18 protein-coding genes are annotated in these 19,811 nt (G+C 49.3%); 13 read left to right on the forward strand and 5 right to left on the reverse strand.

Annotated elements, in window-relative coordinates:
- Window positions 1–61: 61 nt before the first annotated feature.
- Both amyS and desA read left to right on the forward strand, forming a co-directional pair.
- Window positions 62–1,606 carry an alpha-amylase gene (amyS, locus tag KNO69_RS00945; RefSeq protein ID WP_214815389.1) on the forward strand — a complete coding sequence of 515 codons (1,545 nt, stop codon included), beginning with the start codon at window positions 62–64 and terminating at the stop codon, window positions 1,604–1,606.
- 201 nt (window positions 1,607–1,807) lie between these two features.
- Window positions 1,808–2,821 carry a Delta(5) desaturase DesA gene (gene desA, locus KNO69_RS00950; protein WP_214815391.1) on the forward strand — a complete coding sequence of 338 codons (1,014 nt, stop codon included), beginning with the start codon at window positions 1,808–1,810 and terminating at the stop codon, window positions 2,819–2,821.
- A gap of 35 nt (window positions 2,822–2,856) precedes the next feature.
- Here desA and KNO69_RS00955 read toward each other — a convergent pair whose 3' ends face one another.
- Window positions 2,857–3,687, reverse strand: coding sequence for a lipoate--protein ligase family protein (locus KNO69_RS00955; RefSeq protein WP_078147720.1), 831 nt, complete (start codon window positions 3,685–3,687; stop codon window positions 2,857–2,859).
- Window positions 3,688–3,704: 17 nt separating this feature from the next.
- Window positions 3,705–4,640 (reverse strand): lipoyl synthase, encoded by a 936-nt coding sequence (gene lipA, locus KNO69_RS00960; RefSeq protein ID WP_324292278.1) that lies wholly within the window; start codon window positions 4,638–4,640, stop codon window positions 3,705–3,707.
- Window positions 4,641–4,928: 288 nt separating this feature from the next.
- Here lipA and KNO69_RS00965 point away from each other — a divergent pair, with 288 nt between their 5' ends.
- Window positions 4,929–6,878, forward strand: coding sequence for a glycoside hydrolase family 3 protein (locus KNO69_RS00965; RefSeq protein ID WP_214815393.1), 1,950 nt, complete (start codon window positions 4,929–4,931; stop codon window positions 6,876–6,878).
- Between the two features lie 41 nt (window positions 6,879–6,919).
- Here the strand turns inward: KNO69_RS00965 and KNO69_RS00970 are convergent, their stop codons facing one another.
- A complete protein-coding gene (locus KNO69_RS00970) occupies window positions 6,920–7,765 on the reverse strand; it encodes a DegV family protein (RefSeq protein ID WP_214815395.1) in 846 nt (281 codons plus the stop codon).
- Window positions 7,766–7,773: 8 nt separating this feature from the next.
- Entirely contained in the window at window positions 7,774–8,616 is an 843-nt protein-coding gene (gene lipL / locus KNO69_RS00975; protein WP_214815397.1) for an octanoyl-[GcvH]:protein N-octanoyltransferase, read from the reverse strand.
- A gap of 107 nt (window positions 8,617–8,723) precedes the next feature.
- On the opposite strand from lipL, the gene KNO69_RS00980 reads away from it, so the two are divergent.
- Together KNO69_RS00980 and KNO69_RS00985 are read left to right on the forward strand one after the other, a co-directional pair.
- Complete coding sequence (locus KNO69_RS00980) at window positions 8,724–10,019, forward strand: HD domain-containing protein (RefSeq protein ID WP_214815399.1); 1,296 nt, start codon at window positions 8,724–8,726, stop codon at window positions 10,017–10,019.
- 22 nt (window positions 10,020–10,041) lie between these two features.
- The gene (locus KNO69_RS00985) at window positions 10,042–11,628 is read left to right on the forward strand and encodes a Na/Pi cotransporter family protein (RefSeq protein ID WP_214815401.1); all 1,587 of its coding nucleotides are present in this window, start codon (window positions 10,042–10,044) and stop codon (window positions 11,626–11,628) included.
- A 39-nt stretch (window positions 11,629–11,667) separates the two neighbouring features.
- On the opposite strand, the gene KNO69_RS00990 is transcribed toward KNO69_RS00985, so the two are convergent.
- Entirely contained in the window at window positions 11,668–11,856 is a 189-nt protein-coding gene (locus KNO69_RS00990; protein WP_012727443.1) for a 2-hydroxymuconate tautomerase, read from the reverse strand.
- A 147-nt stretch (window positions 11,857–12,003) separates the two neighbouring features.
- On the opposite strand from KNO69_RS00990, the gene ypfJ reads away from it, so the two are divergent.
- The 8 genes from ypfJ to KNO69_RS01030 all read left to right on the forward strand — a co-directional run bounded on the left by ypfJ (window position 12,004) and on the right by KNO69_RS01030 (window position 19,750).
- Window positions 12,004–12,858: a KPN_02809 family neutral zinc metallopeptidase gene (gene ypfJ / locus KNO69_RS00995; protein WP_031422139.1), complete on the forward strand. Its 855-nt coding sequence runs from the start codon at window positions 12,004–12,006 to the stop codon at window positions 12,856–12,858.
- Window positions 12,859–12,952: 94 nt separating this feature from the next.
- Window positions 12,953–13,801, forward strand: coding sequence for a MurR/RpiR family transcriptional regulator (locus KNO69_RS01000; RefSeq protein WP_031422140.1), 849 nt, complete (start codon window positions 12,953–12,955; stop codon window positions 13,799–13,801).
- Entirely contained in the window at window positions 13,798–14,265 is a 468-nt protein-coding gene (locus KNO69_RS01005; protein WP_078147715.1) for a GNAT family N-acetyltransferase, read from the forward strand. Before KNO69_RS01000 ends, KNO69_RS01005 begins: the two co-directional genes overlap by 4 nt.
- Before the next feature lie 101 nt (window positions 14,266–14,366).
- On the forward strand, window positions 14,367–15,260 hold the full coding sequence (gene murQ / locus KNO69_RS01010; protein ID WP_214815403.1) for an N-acetylmuramic acid 6-phosphate etherase: 894 nt from the start codon (window positions 14,367–14,369) through the stop codon (window positions 15,258–15,260).
- Window positions 15,261–15,273: 13 nt separating this feature from the next.
- Window positions 15,274–16,647, forward strand: coding sequence for a PTS transporter subunit EIIC (locus KNO69_RS01015; protein WP_078147713.1), 1,374 nt, complete (start codon window positions 15,274–15,276; stop codon window positions 16,645–16,647).
- 60 nt (window positions 16,648–16,707) lie between these two features.
- A complete protein-coding gene (locus KNO69_RS01020; RefSeq protein ID WP_214815405.1) occupies window positions 16,708–17,757 on the forward strand; it encodes a DUF871 domain-containing protein in 1,050 nt (349 codons plus the stop codon).
- 55 nt (window positions 17,758–17,812) lie between these two features.
- The gene (locus KNO69_RS01025; protein WP_214810822.1) at window positions 17,813–18,316 is read left to right on the forward strand and encodes a YwhD family protein; all 504 of its coding nucleotides are present in this window, start codon (window positions 17,813–17,815) and stop codon (window positions 18,314–18,316) included.
- 156 nt (window positions 18,317–18,472) lie between these two features.
- The gene (locus KNO69_RS01030) at window positions 18,473–19,750 is read left to right on the forward strand and encodes a dicarboxylate/amino acid:cation symporter (protein ID WP_214815407.1); all 1,278 of its coding nucleotides are present in this window, start codon (window positions 18,473–18,475) and stop codon (window positions 19,748–19,750) included.
- Window positions 19,751–19,811 lie beyond the last annotated feature (61 nt).

The raw sequence follows: 19,811 nt of genomic DNA on the forward strand, positions 1-19,811 counted from the left end.
CCAAATCCTTCACAATAATTAATGCAATTGCTTTCATTAATTATTTGAGGAGGAATGAAGGATGTTGAAGAAACCACAAGGGATTGCTGTCCTAGCTGGAGTGACATCGATTGCACTGCTTTCAGGGCAACCGGTCGCACAGGCAGCGACCCCACAGAACAGTACGATGATGCAATATTTTGAATGGTACGTTCCAAACGATGGGCAACATTGGAATCGACTCTCGAATGATTCGCAGCACTTAAAAGATATCGGGATCTCGACCGTTTGGATCCCACCAGCGTATAAAGGGACGTCTCAAAATGATGTCGGATACGGGGCCTATGATTTGTATGATTTAGGAGAGTTCAATCAAAAAGGGACGACTCGGACGAAGTATGGAACAAAAGCGCAGCTACAGTCGGCCATCTCCAACTTACGCGGGAAAGGGATTGGCGTATATGGGGATGTCGTCATGAACCATAAAGGCGGAGCGGATTATACCGAGTCCGTTCAAGCGGTCGAGGTCAATCCTTCTAACCGAAATCAAGAGACGTCTGGGGAATATGCCATTTCTGCCTGGACGGGATTCAATTTTGCTGGACGGAACAATACATACTCGCCGTTCAAGTGGCGTTGGTATCATTTTGATGGGACTGACTGGGATCAGTCACGGAGTTTGAGCCGTATCTACAAATTCAAGAGCACGGGTAAAGCATGGGATAGTGAAGTGTCGGGTGAGAACGGGAACTATGACTACTTGATGTACGCCGATGTCGATTTTGAGCATCCGGAAGTACGTCAGGAGATGAAAAACTGGGGGAAATGGTACGCGGATTCGCTTGGATTGGACGGCTTCCGACTGGATGCGGTGAAGCATATCAATCATTCATACTTAAAGGAATGGGTGACGAGTGTTCGTCAGGCAACCGGAAAAGAGATGTTCACTGTTGCGGAGTATTGGAAGAATGACTTAGGGGCCATCAATGATTACTTGGCCAAGACGGGCTACACTCATTCCGTATTCGATGTACCACTCCATTACAATTTCCAAGCGGCAGGGAACGGCGGTGGTTACTATGACATGCGGAACATCCTAAAAGGTACGGTCGTCGAGCAGCACCCTACACTCGCTGTGACGATTGTCGACAATCATGATTCGCAACCAGGCCAGTCACTGGAATCAACAGTCGCGAATTGGTTCAAACCGCTTGCCTACGCGACCATCATGACACGTGGTCAAGGATATCCAGCACTCTTCTACGGAGATTATTATGGAACGAAAGGGACGACGAACCGTGAAATCCCGAATATGTCAGCGTCGCTTCAGCCGATTTTGAAAGCGCGTAAAGATTTCGCCTACGGCACACAACATGATTACATCAATCACCAAGACGTCATCGGGTGGACACGTGAAGGGGTGACGGACCGTGCGAAGTCTGGTCTTGCGACGATTTTGTCGGACGGATCAGGCGGGTCGAAATGGATGTATGTCGGAAAACAGAATGCAGGGGAAGTGTGGAAAGACATGACAGGAAATAACGGACGTCTCGTGACGATCAATGCGGACGGTTGGGGCGAGTTCTTCGTCAACGGTGGCTCGGTTTCCATCTATACGCAACAATGAATCAGTTAGACTTGTCTCTAAAGATAGGGGCGAGTCTTTTTTCTGAATTTTCACCACATAAGTTTTATACGTGATATAATGACCTAGTGTTAATTCTTGATAGGGAATACTTCCGATCCATGAATTCACATTGAACAACGTTGGTTGTTGGTTTTATCTATATTTTTGCGTTGTGACGCTGTTGAATTCAAGGAGGTTGTTATGAGTAAAGAAAAGATTGCCCAATTAAGAAAGCACGTCTCGCCGTTTGAAAAGTCCGATATTCGGATCAGTGTGCGGCAGATGATCAATACGATTTTACCGTTTCTCGTATCGTGGTTTTTAGCGTACCAACTACTAAGTGTCTCGATTTTCCTGACATTGCCGTTCACGTTGATTGCAGCAGGATTTGTCGTGCGGATGTTCATCATCTTCCATGACTGCACACACGGTTCATTCTTTAAAAATAAGAAGGCGAACGCGATTGTCGGAACCATTACAGGGGTCTTGACGTTATTTCCATACGAGAAGTGGAAACGAGAGCATGCGATTCATCATGCATCGAGTGGAAATTTGGATAAACGGGGTGTCGGCGACATCTGGGTCATGACGATTGAGGAGTATATCGAAGCGTCAAAATGGACTCGTCTAAAGTATCGCCTATATCGTCATCCGCTCGTTATGTTCGGTCTCGGACCACTTTGGCTTATTCTCGTCACGAGTCGTTTCAACCGAAAGGACGCGCGGAAAAAAGAACGACAAAATACGTATCTCATCAATATTTCTCTCGTCGTCCTATATAGCGCGCTCATCTATCTGATCGGTTGGCAAGCGTTCTTGATTGTACAAGGAACAACGATGTTCATCGCCGGTGTGCTCGGAATTTGGTTGTTCTATGTTCAGCATACGTTCGAAGATTCCTATTTTGAAGATGAGCAGGAATGGGATTATGTGAAGGCGGCCATCGAAGGAAGCTCGTATTACGAGTTGCCGAAAGTGCTTCAATGGGTGACGGGTAATATCGGATTCCATCATGTCCACCATCTGAGTCCGCGTGTCCCGAACTATCATTTGGAAAAAGCACATACGTCGACACCGCCGTTACAACGGGCGACGACAATCGGACTGTTTTCAAGTTTGAAATCGTTACGCTACAAATTGTATGATGCGAACAACAAAACATTCGTCACGTTCCGAGAAGTGCGCCATCTCTTGCGCCGAACAAACACGGCATAAAAAAGATTGTCCCCTGTAAAAAAGGGACAATCTTTTTAGCGTTTCCAGACCCATTCATCACTCTCGTACTTCTTGACGAGCAAATCGATTTCGGCTTGCTGTTCTTTCGTGAAGACAAGCGGTTCGAACGTTAACGAGAACGCGTCCTTGAAACCGGTCTCGAATGCGGCCGCTACTTCGTCAAAGGAAACGAAACGCTTTAACGTGTCGTTCAAGGCGACGGCTTTTTCGCTGAAGCGGGTTTTGGCTTCGTGTTTCTCCGTCTCATCCATCGCGAAACAGTCAAACAACACCTCATCATCGACGGAGAGAGGAATCGAACCATGTTGAAGCACGGCCCCTTGATGGCGCACTTGTGCACTACCCGCGATCTTCTTCCCGTCGACAGCAAGCTCATAGTATGAAGCAGCATCGAAGCAGACGGCCGATTTTGGTTTGCGGAGCGCTTCGCGATCCTCTTCCGTCAATGGTACCGAAAATTCGGCGGGGACGCCGAGTTCGTGATATCCGCGGCGAACCCCTTCCGTGAGTAGGCGATAGCTCTCGATGATATTCGTCGGGAGGGCAGGGGTCGATTCAGGCAAGATGACGCTATACGTCAACTCATCCGCATGCAACACGGCACGTCCCCCTGTTAAGCGACGAACGACCGGAATATTGTTCGCTTTGAGGGCGTCCCGGTCCAAGTCACGCGTCGCTCGCTGGAAACGTCCGACGCTGATTGCATGAGGTGCCCATGAATAAAAACGAAGCGTCGGTTTGAGCTCTCCCTTCGCGACCCAATTGGCGATGGCTTCATCAATCGCCATATTTTCGGCCGGGGAAGTCGATTCAGTTCTAAGTAAATGCCACGTCGTACCAGTCATAATCTCTCTTCTTTCTGTTAGTCGATTGGCAACATCGTGTGGCGACGCGCCTTGTGTACTTGCTCATCCGCATGGTATGACGAACGGACGAGTGGACCAGCCTCACAATGTGAGAATCCTTTTGATAGAGCGATCTCTTTCAACTCGGCGAACTCGTCTGGATGGTAGTAACGTTCCACCTCAAGGTGTTTCTTCGTCGGCTGCAAGTATTGACCGAGCGTCAAAATATCGACATTGTGCGCGCGTAGGTCATCCATCGCTTCAATCAATTCCTCTTTCGTCTCCCCAAGTCCGACCATGATCGATGACTTCGTCGGGATATCCGGGTTCAATTCTTTCGAACGCTTCAAGAACTCGAGTGTGCGGTCATATGTTGCTTTCGCACGAACTCTCGGTGTGAGGCGACGGACTGTCTCTAAGTTATGGTTCATGATGTCAGGACCCGCATCAATCAACGTCTGCAAGGCAGAGAAATCACCCATCATGTCTGACGGGAGCACCTCAATCGATGTCTCCGGGTTCATGGCGCGAACCGCGCGAACCGTTTCTGCGAAGACAGTAGCCCCGTAATCGTTCAAGTCGTCACGCGCGACAGCCGTGATGACGACGTGTTTCAAGTTCATAAGTCGAACCGATTCGGCAACACGTTTTGGCTCTTCCCAATCGAGCTCGTTCGGTTTTCCGGTCGTGACGGCACAAAAACGGCAAGCACGTGTACAGATGCTCCCGAGAATCATGAAGGTCGCAGTCCGACGTACCGCCCAACATTCATGGATGTTCGGACATTTTGCTTCCTCACATACCGTATGTAAATTTTTCTCGCGCATCATTTTCTTTAGGCCGGTATACGTGTCGTTCGTGTTTAATTTGATCTTTAACCATTCCGGCTTACGTTTCAGTTCCCCTCTTGCCACAATAATTTCCCCCTTTTTGAAAGTTAACCTGTATCGAATTGAGTTTACCAAAAAACGAATCAAAAACGAACCACAGAAATTATTGGTTTTGCCAATACAGTTCACTGTGTATCAAAACAGAAACATTGTTTCAAAATGGTTACGCTTTCACTTGAACAATTGTTTCTAAAAAGTGGAGTTGCTATACTGTTGTTGACCACCTGAATAAGGACCAAATGTAACTGATGCGATCAGGCATGGGGTGAACGAGCGTTGATGAGGCAACGCTTCTTCCTCCATGCCTTTTCGTTTGGGGGTCAGCCAAATTTGACTAAGGGGAGTGGGAACATGAACAAGGCACTGAATTGGACGGCAACACTCGGATTGACAACGGCATTGCTCGTCTCGTCGGTTCCAGCAGCAGACGCGGTCGTGGCGGAAGGGACGCCGACGATGTCGATTGACCAGCGCGTCAACACGAAGCTAGAGTCGATGACGCTCGAACAAAAAATCGGGCAGATGATCATGCCGGACTTCCGATTATGGAACGGGGCGAACCATACATCTCTTGCACCGGAAGTGGCGCGTGTCATCGATCGTTTCGATCTCGGTGGAGTGATATTGTTTGCGGAGAACGTGAAGGAAACGGAACAGACGACGAAACTCGTTCATGATTTGCAAGAAGTCGTGAAGCAAGATGCCAGCAATGATGTCCCGTTATTCGTCACGATCGACCAAGAAGGTGGGATTGTGACACGACTTGGGACGGGAACGAATTTACCGGGGAATATGGCACTCGGGGCCACACGTAACAGTCAATATGCCTATGATGCAGGGAAAATCATCGGTTCTGAATTGAACGCACTCGGGGTAAACGTAAACTTCGGACCGGTACTTGACGTCAACAACAATCCGGGAAATCCGGTCATCGGCGTCCGTTCGTTCTCGAGCGACCCCGAACTAGTCGGGGAACTCGGTTCCGCGATGACACAAGGTATTCAAGACCAAGGCGTTGCAGCAACGGCGAAACATTTCCCAGGTCATGGCGATACGGCCGTCGACTCGCATTATGGGTTACCGGTTGTCGATAAATCACTCGACGAGTTGCGTGGTCTCGAGTTGTTACCGTTCAAACGTGCCATCACAGAAGGAATCGACATGATCATGACGGCGCATATCGGGATGCCACAAATCGAGGACGAGGTCGTCGAATCAGAACGCGGCACGTTCCCACTCCCGGCGACGCTTTCGGATGATGTCATCACGGGAGTGCTTCGTGAGGAACTTGGATATGAAGGAATCGTGGTGACCGACGCACTCAACATGCAAGCCATCGCAGACAATTTTACGGAAGCAGAGGCGGTCATCAAGACGTTCGAAGCAGGGGTCGACATCGCGCTCATGCCGACGATTTTACGCTCGGAAGCAGATGTGATCAAACTCGAAGCAATCTTTGAGGAAGTCATTGCGGCAGTGAAGGATGGACGTTTATCGGAGGCGACCATCGATGAATCAGTGGAACGCATTTTAAAACTGAAAACAGAGCGTGGAATTTGGGGAGAAACGACGGACTCCACGACGCTCGAGATGAAGCTCGCAGAAGCGAATGCAACGGTAGGAAGCGCTGAGCATAAAGCGAAGGAACGTGAAATCGCGGAGGCGGCCGTCACTCTCGTGAAGAACGAGAAGAAGACGCTTCCATTCAAACCGAAAAAAGGAGACACGGTGCTCGTCTTGTCGCCAGCGAAAGACCAAACGGACAGCATGGTGAAAACAATCAAGTCACTAGAAAAGAATGCAGGGAATATGAAAGACGTGAACGTCATCACGGCCAACTACTCAGCATCAACGCCGCATCTAAATCAAAATCCGGCACTACGGCAACAAGTCGAAGCGGCTGACTATATCATCGTCGGTTCGAACGTGAACAACAGCGCCAAACTGAAGCCGACGTCAGCTGATCATTACGTGCCGGCGGAGGTGTTCCGTTACGCAAACGAGACAGGGAAGAAGTCAGTCTTACTTAGCTTGCGCAACCCATACGACATCGCCGTTCAACCGGATGCCCCCGCACATCTCTTAATCTATGGATTCAAAGGCGACCCGAATGGACCGGATTCGGAGGCGGGCAACTTGAAGTCGGCTGGTCCGAACTTGCCGGCAGGCATTCGTGCCATCTTCGGTGAAGTGAAGCCGCAAGGGAAACTGCCGGTAGATGTACCGAAATTTGTGGACGGTGTGTTCCAAGACGAAAATTACGCGCAGTTCGGTGATGGATTTAAAAACTGGAATCGCTAAACGAAAATGAGCTCGCCCGAAAATCGGGAGAGCTCATTTTTTCATGCCTCGAAATAGGCGATGACGAGTAGACCGGGACCGGTGTGGGCACCGATGGCAGACCCGACCAGTGTCTTCGTGATGTGCTTCGGTTCGAGATGTTCGCGGACCATCTTCTCGAACTGTTCGGCTTTTTCTAGGTCGTCACCATGACCGATGAAGAGGTCTCCGTTCTCGACGATCGACTTCGATTCGACTGTCCGTTCGACCATCCGGCGCATGACCTTTTTATGACCGCGTACCTTTTCGATCGGGACGAGCTTGCCGTCTTCGACCGTCAATAACGGTAAAATCGTCAACAAGTCTCCGATGAAAGCACTCGCCTTCGAGACACGTCCGCCCCGCATCAAATATTCGAGTGATTCGACCGTGAACAAGTGACGGACTTTACCGACGAGCGAAGCGGCATACTCGACCGTTTCTTCATACGTATGGTCTTGACTATACGCTGCGACCGTTTTGACGAACAATGCCTGTCCGACAGAGGCGGTCCGTGTATCGAGAACCTTGAATGTACTGTCTGGATATTCTTCTTTCAACATTTCGCCGACCATGACAGCGGTTTGGTATGTACCGGAGAGTTCTCCGGAGAAAGCGAGATATAAGAACGGGATTTCAGCCTCGAGATGCTGACGGAAACAGTGTTCGATTCGTGACGTCTCGATTTGGAACGTCTTTGGCGTCTTACCCTGACGCATCGCATCGTATACTTCTTTCGGTTGAATCGTTTCGCCGTCTAAAAATTCTTCGTTGTCGATGATGACACCGAGCGGTAAAATCTCAAGACCGTATTCGATGATTTGATCGTGTGTCAAATCGGCTCCGGTGTCTGTGATCAGTTTAAACATTGGATGAATCACTCCTCTGTTAATTGTTGTTCAATGTCGCGTAACGGCTCATTCCGTTTCCACATGCGTTCGAGCTGACTTGCAAACATCGTTTGCTCGTCTGCCGTTAATGTCGCGTTTTGGAGCGAACTGACAGTGGAAAGAACGCGGTAGGCCCGAGTGAGGACGTCTTGTACGGTGAGTGGGATCCCAAGCAAGTCTTCAAGTGAAGCCATCGTTTCCGGTACAATGGTTGGGTACGTGAACTTTGTCTCTTCCCCTTGGATGGCAAGGTCGTAAAAGTCACGGATGATTTCAGCACGTGCGCTTCCGCTCTGTCTTACGCTCAAGTAAATTTGAACGGCGACACCGCCACGGACGCGTCGTTGCGAAATCCCAGCGAACTTTTTGCCGTCGATCGACAAGTCGAAACTTCCTGGACAGTATGAACCGACGACTTCACCTGGGACGATGTCATTCGTGACGTCTTGGAACATGTGTTGGATGAGCGAGGTCATAGCCTCATAGCCGCTGTCGATTTGAATCCCGTCCTTCTCTGGTAAAATTAAAGAAAGGTTGAGGACGTCATCGTCTAGCACGACGGCTAATCCGCCTGAGTTTCGGACGACGGGACGGAATCCCTGTTCATGCAGGTAGCGAATTCCCTCTTTCAAATGAGGCAGCCGAGCATCCTGGATTCCGAGTACAATCGTATCGGTGTGCACCCATGCCCGCAAGACGGCACCTCGTTCTTGCGTTGACGCACATAACGTATCATCGGTCGCAAACGATTGTTCCGCTTGAAACATCGTGCCAAGACTCGACTGATCGATGATGCGATAGCTCGGTTGTTGTAACAATGGATGGATCATATACATTAATTCCTTTTCACAAAAAATTTTCCTCCTCATTATAGCATGGAGGGAACGATTCGTTTGAAGTCGAATCTAGAACATAACGAAACGTAGGAGGGCATGTCATGTACTCGTCTCGAGGACAACTATCTGGATCGAAAGTATTTAAGGATCCGGTACATCGATATATTTATGTTTACGATCACCTCATTTGGGAGTTGATCAATACGAAAGAATTTCAGCGTTTGCGTCGTATCAAACAACTTGGAACGTCTTTTTTGACATTTCATGGCGCGGAGCACACGCGATTTCATCACTCGCTCGGCGTATATGAAATCGCACGCCAGTTAATCGATCAGTTCCAACAGTATCCGGAATGGGACGACCGCGACCGTGAACTACTGTTGGCAGCAGCGCTCTTGCACGATGTCGGACACGGTCCATTCTCGCACGCGTTCGAGCACGTCTTTTCCGTTCGTCATGAAGTGTGGACGGAGCGCATCATTTTAGGGGAAACCGAAGTAAATAGGGTTTTATCTGAGATGGGTGTCGGGTTTGCCGAAGAAGTGGCCTCCATCATCAATAAGACGCATCCGAATCGCTTGATCGTCAATATGCTCAGCTCACAGCTTGATGTCGACCGGATGGACTATTTGTTACGCGACGCTCACTTTGCGGGTGTCAGTTATGGAAAGTTTGATTTAGAACGCATGTTGCGCGTCTTGCGTCCGGATGAAGACCAAGTCGTGGTTAAGCAGTCTGGGATGCATACGATTGAAGACTATATTATGCGTCGCTATCAAATGTATTGGCAAGTGTACCTTCATCCGGCGACACGGTCGAGCGATCTCCTCTTGAAAGCGATTCTTGAGCGGGCACAGGAGCTCTATGAGAGTGGCTATGAGTTTAACATGACGCCGAAACACTTTTTGCCGATCTTTGAACGCACCGGTATGTCACTCGAACAATATTTGAAATTGGATGAGACGGTCGTCTACTTCTATTTCCAAGAATGGATGGAAGAAGACGACGCGATTCTAGCCGATTTATCGAGCCGTTTCGTGAATCGTCGTTTATTGAAATATAAGAACTTCCCGGAAGCGAATCGTGTCCGCTATATGGAACGGTTGCGGCAGACGATGGAGACAATCGGGCTTCCACCAACATACTATCTGCTTGAAGATCAGTTAAGTCAGTTGCCATACGACTTATATAAGGGACAAGGCAAATACGAGGGAATTTATCTACAGATGAATGACGGGGAGCGTAAAGAGATTTCAGAGGTCTCGATGCTCGTCCAGTCGATTTTGAACTCGAGACAATCGGATGAAAAAATTTATTATCCGGAAGATGTGTTGTTGAATTTAAAAGATTATGCGAATGAAAAATCGTGGATTTTATCGACATTGAAGGACGATTAAACACGCAAAGGGGCGTGACACGATGGAGATTGCGACACTGATTGGTGGAATCGGGATTTTTTTACTCGGGATGACGTTACTGACAGATACGCTCAAAAAATGGGCTGGTACACGATTGCGTCATCGGTTGAATCAATTCACCGACGGCTCTTTATCAGGGGCGACTCTCGGCGCAATGCTGACGACCCTGTTTCAATCTTCTTCGGTGACGACACTGATGACGATTGGGTTTGTGAGCGCGGGGCTTCTCACGTTCACGCAATCGTTACCTCTCGTAATTGGCGCAAACGTAGGCAGCGCGACGACGGGATGGATCATTGCCATCCTCGGCTATAACTTAGACGTGCGCCAGTTGTTTTTGCCGATCATTGGAATCGGGATGGCGTTTCGTCTATCCAGTCCGCGCCTTCGCCGTGTGGGACTGTTGCTCGTCAGTATCGGGTTGATCTTTGTTGGGATTGGGACACTTCAAGAAGCGATGCGGGATGTCGTCACGTTCTCGTTTGGCTCGGCCGGTGAGATGACCGTTCTGCATCAGGCACTTCTGATTGGAATCGGATTTATGATGACCGCCGTCCTTCAGTCATCGACGATTGGACTCGTGCTAACGATGACGGCTCTCGCGACGGCGGCGATTTCACTCCCGCAAGCCGCTTATTTGGTGCTTGGTCAAAGTGCGGGGACGAGCCTCGTCGTGGCACTCGGTTCAATCGGAGGCTGGAAGTCAGCCCGACGCATTGTATTGGGGCATGCCATCTACCACGTGTCAATCGTCCTCATTGGATGGCTGACGTTCCCTGTTCTCTTCGAGGTCGTCAATCGAGTAGCCGATTGGGTCAACTGGAACGACTTATTACGTCTCGCCTTATTCCATACGACATTCCATCTACTAGGTGTGATCTTATTCCTACCATTTTATCAAACGTTCGCACGTCGATTACTGAAGTGGATTCCGAGTCGCTCCGAAAAATTGACACGTCTGCTCGATAAAAACATGTCACAACTCCCTACGGTCGCTCTTGAAGCGGCACGACGCTCTTTACTTGAAATCGAACGATATTTAGGAAATGAGACGGAATTGCTTGTCCGAGAGGGACGTCTTCGTGAAGATGAATTGACGCTCGTCGACAAGACGTTGAGCGATGTCCGTGTCTTTTTGAGCACGATACGTCTTGAAGATGAAGGAAAGCAAAATGATTATGGCCAACATCTATCCCTCTTGCATACGATCGATCATCTGGAACGCTGGTTATATGTCTTGCGAGAAGTCGAACCGGTCCACGCACTTCGGGACACGGACTTTTTAGCGGCACGAGAACTCGTATTGCATGAGCTTGACCTTGTGAATCAACTGAATCATCATACGCCACCAGAGGATTCGAAGCTGTGGAAACAGGCCTCAAAACAACTGGCGGAATATCGGAAAGCACATCGCTCGGAGCTGCTAGAAGAGACGGCGGCGAATCAGTTGGAGATGGACCAGACGATACAAAAAGTACAAGTATTGCTCTGGCTCGACCGTATCGGCTACCACATCTGGCGAGCGACACGTCACTTGATTAAGCCGACCGTACCGAGTGAACGGTTCGACGTGAACCGAGAAGACTAGAACAAAAAACGGACTCCATATCAGGAGTCCGTTCGTCACTTACTTCTTATCTGCGTGCATTACACCGGCTTGTCCGTAATGTGTCGCATCCATCTCTTCGATGAAGACGGTGATGTTTTCTTTTGGCGCATTCGTCGTTTCGGAGACGGCATCCGTCACTTTTTCAATCAACGCGCGTTTTTGTTCCACGGTACGGCCCGGGAGCATTTTTACAGTTACATAAGGCATGGTCATTCCTCCTTTGCTGAAGTCTCTTTCATTGTAGAGAATCCCCTTCCTCTAGAAAAGAAAATTCTCATCTACCTCGAAACATAAGCTCACTTTTACCGGATTTGGGGTAATAAACAAGACAGAGCGAATGTAGGAGGAATCGGGATGAAGTGGAAAGGAAGACAACAGAGCCGAAACGTCGAGGATCGACGTGGGCGTAGCATCGGAGGGAAAGGGATTGCCGGGGTCGGAGGCGGTCTTGGGTTGATTCTCGTCATCGTCTTTACATTATTGAACGGGGGAAGCCCGACCGATCTCGTCAACAATATCGGACTCGGGGAACCTCAATCGGAGGGGACGTATACCGGAACGGCTCGTGAAGAGGAGATGGCAGATTTCGTAGCGGTTGTCTTGAAGGATACGGAAGAAGTGTGGACAGACATCTTCGCTGAAAATGGGATGACCTATGAAGAGCCGACGCTCGTCCTATTTTCCGGACAGGTTGAATCCGCTTGTGGTATTGCCGGCTCCGCTGTGGGTCCGTTCTATTGTCCCGGCGACCAAAAACTGTATATCGATTTGAGTTTTTATGATGAATTGAGTCAACGTTTCAATGCACCAGGGGATTTCGCGATGGCTTATGTCGTCGCCCATGAGGTCGGGCATCATGTCCAAACGCTTCTCGGGACGACAGAAGAAATTATGCCGCTTCGTAACGAGATGAGCGAGACCGAATTCAATCGCTATCTCGTCCGCTTCGAGTTGCAGGCGGACTACTATGCCGGCGTATGGGCCCATCACGCGCAAGGGTTAGGGTATCTTGAAGCGGGAGACGTGGAAGAAGCGATGAATGCCGCGCATCAGATTGGCGATGACACGCTGCAGCGTCAGGCACGTGGATATGTGACACCAGACTCGTTCACGCATGGGACGTCGGAACAACGCATGCGGTGGTTCGAGAGAGGGTTTGAGAACGGATCGATTCAAGGTGGCGACACGTTCAATACGAACAACTTATAGATCGGGCGCCTGCTCGATCTTTTTAGGTGATTGGAATATGTGGAAGGAATCCGCTATCATAAAAGAACAACAGTTGCAGGAAGGGGATGACCAAATGGAATCCTTACTTACGAAAATTGATTTAGCGAAAGAGGATATGACAGCGGTCGAAAAGAAGATCGCCGACTATATTTTGTCCCATTCAACGCTCATTCCAAACATGACGACAAAAGAGCTTGCGCAAAAGACGGATGTATCCGAGGCGAGTATCGTTCGCTTCGCTCGAGTCGTCGGAATTGATAGTTTTAAAGCGTTCAAGCTCGCGCTCGTGAAAGACTTGGCTGTCACGGAGACGACGCTGACGGACTTTAACGTCCTCCAGCAAAAAGACACGCCGTATGACTCGTTCCAAAAAGTCATCCATGTGAACAAGGCGGCAATCGAGGCGTGCGCCGAAGCGATGGATAAACGAGAACTTGAACATGCAGTGGACCTGTTCGCTCGCGCGAACCGCGTCATCTTTTACGGGGTCGGGGGGTCTTCGACTGCGGCAATCGATGCGCAATATAAGTTTACGAAGCTGGGATATGCGGCCACGACCTCTCCCGATTTTCATTATATGTTGTCGCTGATCCCGCATTTAGGAAAGTCTGATGTATTCGTCGCAATCAGCACGTCAGGACGAACGAAAGATGTGCTCGAGCTTGTCCGATTTGCGAAAAAGAAACGTGTTCCGGTCATCGCCATCACTAACCTCGACAAATCACCGCTTTACCGAGAAGCGGACGTTCGACTCTGTACACCGAACGTCGAGAGCGACTTCCGAATCGCGAGCATCGCCTCACGGATGACACAATTGACGATTGTCGATACGTTATATATGGGACTCCTCCACCGGAAGGGAGAAGGGTTGATTGATCGGTACGCAGAAGCCCGTGATGAGATGGTGAAACTACGCCGATGATTCGACCTTATACGGCCGAAGATCGTCAAGAATTGCAACGCTTTTTGATGGACCAGCGCACATTCGCAAGATTGAATGAACAGATAGTCGAGATGTTTCGTGACGAGAACGTGGCAGATTTTGAAGAAGAAGGTACGATTAGCCTGATTTTTCGTGAAGAAGAGCGAATCGTGGCAATCGCCGACCTCTTAAAAAAACATCCGATCGATGGCTCGCTTTGGCTTGGTTTGTTCGTTGTCGAAGAATCTCTCCATGGGACAGGTTTGGCGCAAACGTTGTATGAACAATTGGAAGACCAATATATGCGCCCGTATCAGACGGTATTTCGATTAGGTGTCCTTCCAAACAATCTCCGCGCTCGTCGGTTCTGGGAGCGAAACGGATACGTGTATGAGAAGGATTCGATCACGAATAAAGGAACACGCGTGCACGTCTTGAAAAAACGACTCATTCGTTCAGAGTGAGTTTTTCTTTAAAGTTCATTTGAAATTTAATTTCATAAAAATTAAATTATAAATTGACTTTAAATTTCAATATAGTACGATGAAATCATAGAGAAGAAAGGATGGTGGCGATGCTAGATAAACTGGCTACAGAAAGACGGAATGAACGAACGATGCACCTGGACGAGATGTCGATTGAGGAACGATTGGCGATTATGAATGCAGAGGATCAAAAAGTTCCTCAAGTGATTCAAGAGCAACTTCCGGTCATCACAAAAGTCGTGGAGCGAGTCATCGCATCCTTTCGTAAAGGCGGTCGCCTGATTTATATCGGTGCGGGCACGAGTGGACGTTTAGGGATTTTAGACGCAGCGGAGTGTGTGCCAACTTTTGGAGTATCACCCAATCAAGTCATCGGACTGATTGCCGGAGGCGAACGTGCGCTCATTCAAGCCGTTGAGGGAGCAGAAGACAGTAAGGAATTGGCGGTCACAGATTTGAAAGCGCTTCATTTGACGGCAGAGGATACAGTCGTTGGGATTGCAGCGAGCGGTCGAACGCCATATGTGGTCGGAGGTCTCGATTACGCACGAGAACTCGGTGCCACAACAGCTTCAATTTCATGTAATCGCGATGCAGTCATCAGTCGACATGCGGATTACCCGATTGAAGTGGAAACGGGACCGGAAGTACTGACCGGTTCAACGAGATTGAAGGCGGGAACGGCACAGAAACTTGTCCTCAACATGATTTCGACGACGTCGATGATTGGAGTAGGGAAAGTGTATCAAAACTTGATGGTTGATGTGCAACCGACGAATGAAAAGCTAGAAGTGCGTGCCAAGCGGATGATTGCAGAAGCGACAGGGGTCGACATGCAAATGGCCGCGCGTTATTTTGCTTCATCCAAGGGGCACGTCAAAACGGCGATTGTCATGATTTTAGCGGACGTCTCTTATGAGGAGGCTGTCAAACGATTAGAGCGCGCGAACGGATTCGTCCGCGAGGCGCTATAAGGGGGAAATCGAGATGAAGAAAGAAGAGGTTTTAGCACGGGATATCCTCGCACATGTCGGGGGGAAAGAGAACATCCGTCAACTCGCGCATTGTATGACACGTGTTCGACTGACGCTGAAAGATGGAACGAAGGCAGACATTGACGCATTGAAAAAGATTGACGGGGTCATGGGTGTCATCAATGATGAGACGCTGCAAATCGTCGTCGGCCCAGGTACTGTGAATCGGGTCGCGGATTATATGAGTCATGAGACAGGGCTCGCAATCGGGGAAGAGTCGGTTGATGCGAACCTGACGTTAGAGGAGCGTGCGGCGATCGAACGCCAGAAGGTGAAAGAAAAACAAAAGTCACCGTTCAAACGATTCCTTCGTCGCCTCGGGAATATCTTCATTCCGCTCATTCCGGGACTTGTCGCATCGGGAATCATTAACGGGGCTGCGAACTTTGCCGTCAACGCCGGCGTCGACCGGACGGAGACGTGGATGCAGATTCTACTCGTGCTCGGTAGCACGGTCTTCGCGTATTTGGCCATCCTTGTCGGTTGGAACACGGCAAAAGAATTTGGAGGAACGCCGGTACTCGGGGCGATTGCCGGGGGGATTCTGTTCAACCCACTCCTCGCGGACATCGTCATTTATGGGGAGCCGCTCGTCGTCGGGCGTGGTGGATTATTCGGTGTTATTTTTGCCGGTTGGCTCATGACGTATATCGAGAAGCACATTCGTCGCTTCATGCCGGTATCCATTGATATTATTTTCACACCACTCTTTACAGTCTTGATCGTTGGATTTACTGCTTTATATGCGATCATGCCGGTCGCTGGCGTATTGTCAGACGGTATCATGCGAGGAATCAATGCGACGCTTGAATTCGGGGGACCTGTCGCAGGGGCACTCTTGGCCGGATTCTTCTTACCGCTTGTCATGGTCGGATTGCATCACGGTTTGACGCCAATCCATTTGGAACTGTTGAACACGGTCGGAACGACGGCCCTTCTCCCAATCTTGGCGATGGCCGGGGCGGGTCAAGTCGGTGCAGCGCTTGCTATTTTTGTGAAGACGCGCAACCCACGCCTTCGTAACATTATCAAAGGGGCCATTCCGGTAGGTTTCCTTGGAATCGGGGAGCCGCTCCTATACGGGGTCACGCTTCCGCTTGGACGTCCCTTCTTGACAGCGTGTCTCGGGGCCGCGGTCGGTGGTGCTTTCCAAGCGACGATGAAGACAGCGGCGCTCGGGGTTGGTGTTTCCGGTCTATCGCTCACACCATTGATTGATAATGGCATGTATTTGACGTACATTGCCGGACTATTGATTTCATATACGGCAGGCTTCCTGTTCACTTATTTCTTCGGTTTCAAAGAAGAGATGGCAGACGGGATTTAATAAAAAAAGATGGCTCCAGTCGAGTCATCTTTTTCTCTACTTTTGGAAAGGTGGATTCACATGAGAGGAATTTCGGTTTACTTAAGTGAGGAACTGACACTTGATTCGATGGCTTGGATGGAACGCATGCGAGAGGCAGGGTTTACGAGCATCTTCACGTCGCTCCATATTCCGGAAGACGATCCGACAACTTATACGGAACGACTTCAGCAATTAGGTGCGTTGGCAAGTCGTCTAAAGATGGAACTCGTGGCGGATATCGCTCCATCGTCTCTACAGGTACTCGGTAAGACTTGGGATGATGCTCATGCGCTGTTGGAGTGGGGTGTCACCGGGTTACGTGTTGACTATGGTGTCACACCGAAACAAGTGGCGGATTTATCACGACATATGATGGTCGCCCTCAATGCGAGTACGCTCACGGAAGCAGAGCTTGAAGAGATGCTACGACAAGGGCTACGACGTGAGCATGTCGAAGCGTGGCATAACTTTTATCCTCGTCCGGAAACAGGACTCGAGCGTTCTTGGTTTGATGAAAGAAACGCCTGGTTACATGCGCAAGGAATACGGGTACAAGCATTCATCCCTGGAGATGAACGGTTACGTGGCCCCCTTCATGAGACATTACCGACACTCGAGATGCACCGCCACCAATCTCCGTTTTCGTGTTATATCGATTTACAAGCGACGGTCGATCGAATCTTGATTGGAGATCCGTGTATATCCAATCAGACGATGCGACAGTTTCGGGAGTACGACGAGGGCGTCATCGTTCTTCGAGCGACCACACGAAATCATGATGATTCGGTTCCAACAAGTCACACGAATCGGATGGACCCAGCCCGGGACGTCATCCGTTCGGTCGAATCGAGAGCGTATGGACGACCAGGTCATCATTTGATTCAACCGCGAGATACAGAAGAACGAGTGCTCGGCAGTATCACAATCGACAATGAACGTTACGGGCGCTATGCAGGGGAACTGCAAATAACGAAGCGAGATTTGCCGGCAGATGAGCGCGTCAATGTCATCGGCAGAATCATCGAAGAAGATCGTTCATTAATCCAACAGATCGGTCCAGGTGGACGCTTTCAAATCGACTGGGTGTGACTCAGGATTGCCACCATCCTGTATCATTGTGTACAGTAGAGAGGGAGGGTGGAACATGAAAGACATTAATTTTAATATTATTTCAGACGATGCGACGGACGGACACGGTGGTTTTGGTGTCGGTTCGCTTAGTTTAAATAACATGTCTCCGGTCATCATCGATGTCGAAGAAGGCGTTGCAACAATCGATATGGGAGCGATGCACGCCAAGTCTGCCATCGAGAAACGGATTAAGTTTTTGACTGACCCGGAAGCGGTACCGAACGGGAAACCGTATTGGATCGTGTGGGTGACGGTCGGTCGAAAACCGGAAGGCTTTTATTATGGTGGTGTCGCGGCATGTGACATGTTAGTTGACGTGGAAGCGAGACGGGGTTATAAATTATTACCGTATCACGTTAATCAAATGGATAAATCGTTAAAGGGTCGGATTTTAATCAACATGATGGACGCTCCGTCCCGCGACGTTTTAGCGAACTTCTTACAAGAACATCGCCCTGAGATTTGGGCAAACTCGACTGAACTTCATGCAGAGCTCGAGCGTGTAGACGCTGAGTAAAAAGATTGGACGAATTTTCGTCTCCAGTCTTTTTTGTTTCAAGTTTTTGGGAATTTCAAGAGAATTTGTAACTGAAGAGATATTCAGTTGTAATTGTATGAAAATTCAGTATTATGATATACTGACTACATTGTGAAAAAAAGAAAGGGTGATACGATGAGCGAAACGAAAAAAATCTTAATCGGTCTCGCGCTAGGTGTTGTTGTTGGTCTCGGATTGGCGGGCTTGCCGGATAATGTTTATGAGATTGTGAATCCGTATATTTTATCTCCGGTCGGAACGATCTTTTTGAATTTAATTAAAATGTTAGTCGTACCGATTGTCTTCTTCTCAATTATTTTAGGCGTCATGGGTCTCGGGGACCCGAAAGAACTAGGTCGAGTCGGGTCGAAGTCGATTCTGTTCTTCTTAGCGACGACAGCGCTCGCGATCATGTTAGCGATGGGTGTTGCATCCGTCTTACAGCCAGGGGAGCGTGGGGACTTCCCAACGACAGGTCTTGAATTTGAATCAACAGCGACCGAGGAATCGTCTAATATCGTACAGACATTCGTCAATATGATTCCAACGAATCCGATTACGGCGCTCGCTGAAGGAAACATGCTTCAAATCATCGTCTTTGCGGCATTGATTGGGTTTGCGTTGATTGCCCTCGGGGACAAGGCGAAGACGTGGCGTCAATTCGTCAAACAAGGCGATCGCATCATGATGTACTTGATTCATCTTGTGATGAAGCTCGCTCCATACGGCGCATTCGCATTGATTGCTTCTGCAATCGGGGGCATCGGTCTCGACGCGGTTGTCGCAATGGCGTGGTATATGATTGCCGTCGTCTTGACGCTATTCTTACATGCAACGATTGTCTACGGGGCATCGGTTTACTTCATCGGGAAGATGAGCCCAGTCTTCTTCTTCAAGAACTTCTATGAGGCGATGACGTTCGCGTTCTCGACTTCTTCGTCAAATGCGACGCTTCCAGTATCGATGGAAGTCGCACAGAAAAAACTCGGTGTGCCGCGTTCGATTTCGTCGTTCGTACAGCCACTTGGGGCAACGGTCAACATGGACGGAACAGCGATCATGCAAGGGGTTGCGACGATTTTCATCGCGCAAGTGTTCGCTTCTGACTTAACAATGACTCAGTTGTTGACGGTCGTCATCACGGCGGTCCTCGCTTCGATCGGTACAGCGGGTGTACCGGGAGTCGGACTTGTCATGCTTGCGCTCGTCCTTCAGTCAGTCAACTTACCGGTAGAGGGAATCGCCCTCATTATCGGGGTCGACCGTATTCTCGATATGCTTCGCACATCTGTCAACATCACGGGGGATGCGGCATGTGCGGTTGTCGTTTCGAAATTGGAAGAAAAACATCTACCACCAGTCGACGAAGACTCGTGGGATGAAGCAGGTACGACCTCTTCATCATCGCTATGATATAGTGAAGGACCATGACGACATGTCATGGTCCTTATTTTGTGAATAGAAAGAGTGATGG

Source organism: Exiguobacterium sp. s131, from assembly GCF_018617345.1.
GTDB lineage: Bacteria > Bacillota > Bacilli > Exiguobacteriales > Exiguobacteriaceae > Exiguobacterium > Exiguobacterium profundum.

Excerpts from the sequence above, each read along its gene's own strand:
- amyS (WP_214815389.1), top strand. The coding sequence starts at position 62 with ATGTTGAAGAAACCACAAGGGATTGCTGTCCTAGCTGGAGTGACATCG.
- desA (WP_214815391.1), top strand. The coding sequence starts at position 1,808 with ATGAGTAAAGAAAAGATTGCCCAATTAAGAAAGCACGTCTCGCCGTTT.
- KNO69_RS00955 (WP_078147720.1), bottom strand. The coding sequence starts at position 3,687 with ATGACTGGTACGACGTGGCATTTACTTAGAACTGAATCGACTTCCCCG.
- KNO69_RS00965 (WP_214815393.1), top strand. The coding sequence starts at position 4,929 with ATGAACAAGGCACTGAATTGGACGGCAACACTCGGATTGACAACGGCA.
- KNO69_RS00970 (WP_214815395.1), bottom strand. The coding sequence starts at position 7,765 with ATGTTTAAACTGATCACAGACACCGGAGCCGATTTGACACACGATCAA.
- lipL (WP_214815397.1), bottom strand. The coding sequence starts at position 8,616 with ATGATCCATCCATTGTTACAACAACCGAGCTATCGCATCATCGATCAG.
- KNO69_RS00980 (WP_214815399.1), top strand. The coding sequence starts at position 8,724 with ATGTACTCGTCTCGAGGACAACTATCTGGATCGAAAGTATTTAAGGAT.
- KNO69_RS00985 (WP_214815401.1), top strand. The coding sequence starts at position 10,042 with ATGGAGATTGCGACACTGATTGGTGGAATCGGGATTTTTTTACTCGGG.
- KNO69_RS00990 (WP_012727443.1), bottom strand. The coding sequence starts at position 11,856 with ATGCCTTATGTAACTGTAAAAATGCTCCCGGGCCGTACCGTGGAACAA.
- ypfJ (WP_031422139.1), top strand. The coding sequence starts at position 12,004 with ATGAAGTGGAAAGGAAGACAACAGAGCCGAAACGTCGAGGATCGACGT.
- KNO69_RS01000 (WP_031422140.1), top strand. The coding sequence starts at position 12,953 with ATGGAATCCTTACTTACGAAAATTGATTTAGCGAAAGAGGATATGACA.
- KNO69_RS01005 (WP_078147715.1), top strand. The coding sequence starts at position 13,798 with ATGATTCGACCTTATACGGCCGAAGATCGTCAAGAATTGCAACGCTTT.
- murQ (WP_214815403.1), top strand. The coding sequence starts at position 14,367 with ATGGTGGCGATGCTAGATAAACTGGCTACAGAAAGACGGAATGAACGA.
- KNO69_RS01015 (WP_078147713.1), top strand. The coding sequence starts at position 15,274 with ATGAAGAAAGAAGAGGTTTTAGCACGGGATATCCTCGCACATGTCGGG.
- KNO69_RS01020 (WP_214815405.1), top strand. The coding sequence starts at position 16,708 with ATGAGAGGAATTTCGGTTTACTTAAGTGAGGAACTGACACTTGATTCG.
- KNO69_RS01025 (WP_214810822.1), top strand. The coding sequence starts at position 17,813 with ATGAAAGACATTAATTTTAATATTATTTCAGACGATGCGACGGACGGA.
- KNO69_RS01030 (WP_214815407.1), top strand. The coding sequence starts at position 18,473 with ATGAGCGAAACGAAAAAAATCTTAATCGGTCTCGCGCTAGGTGTTGTT.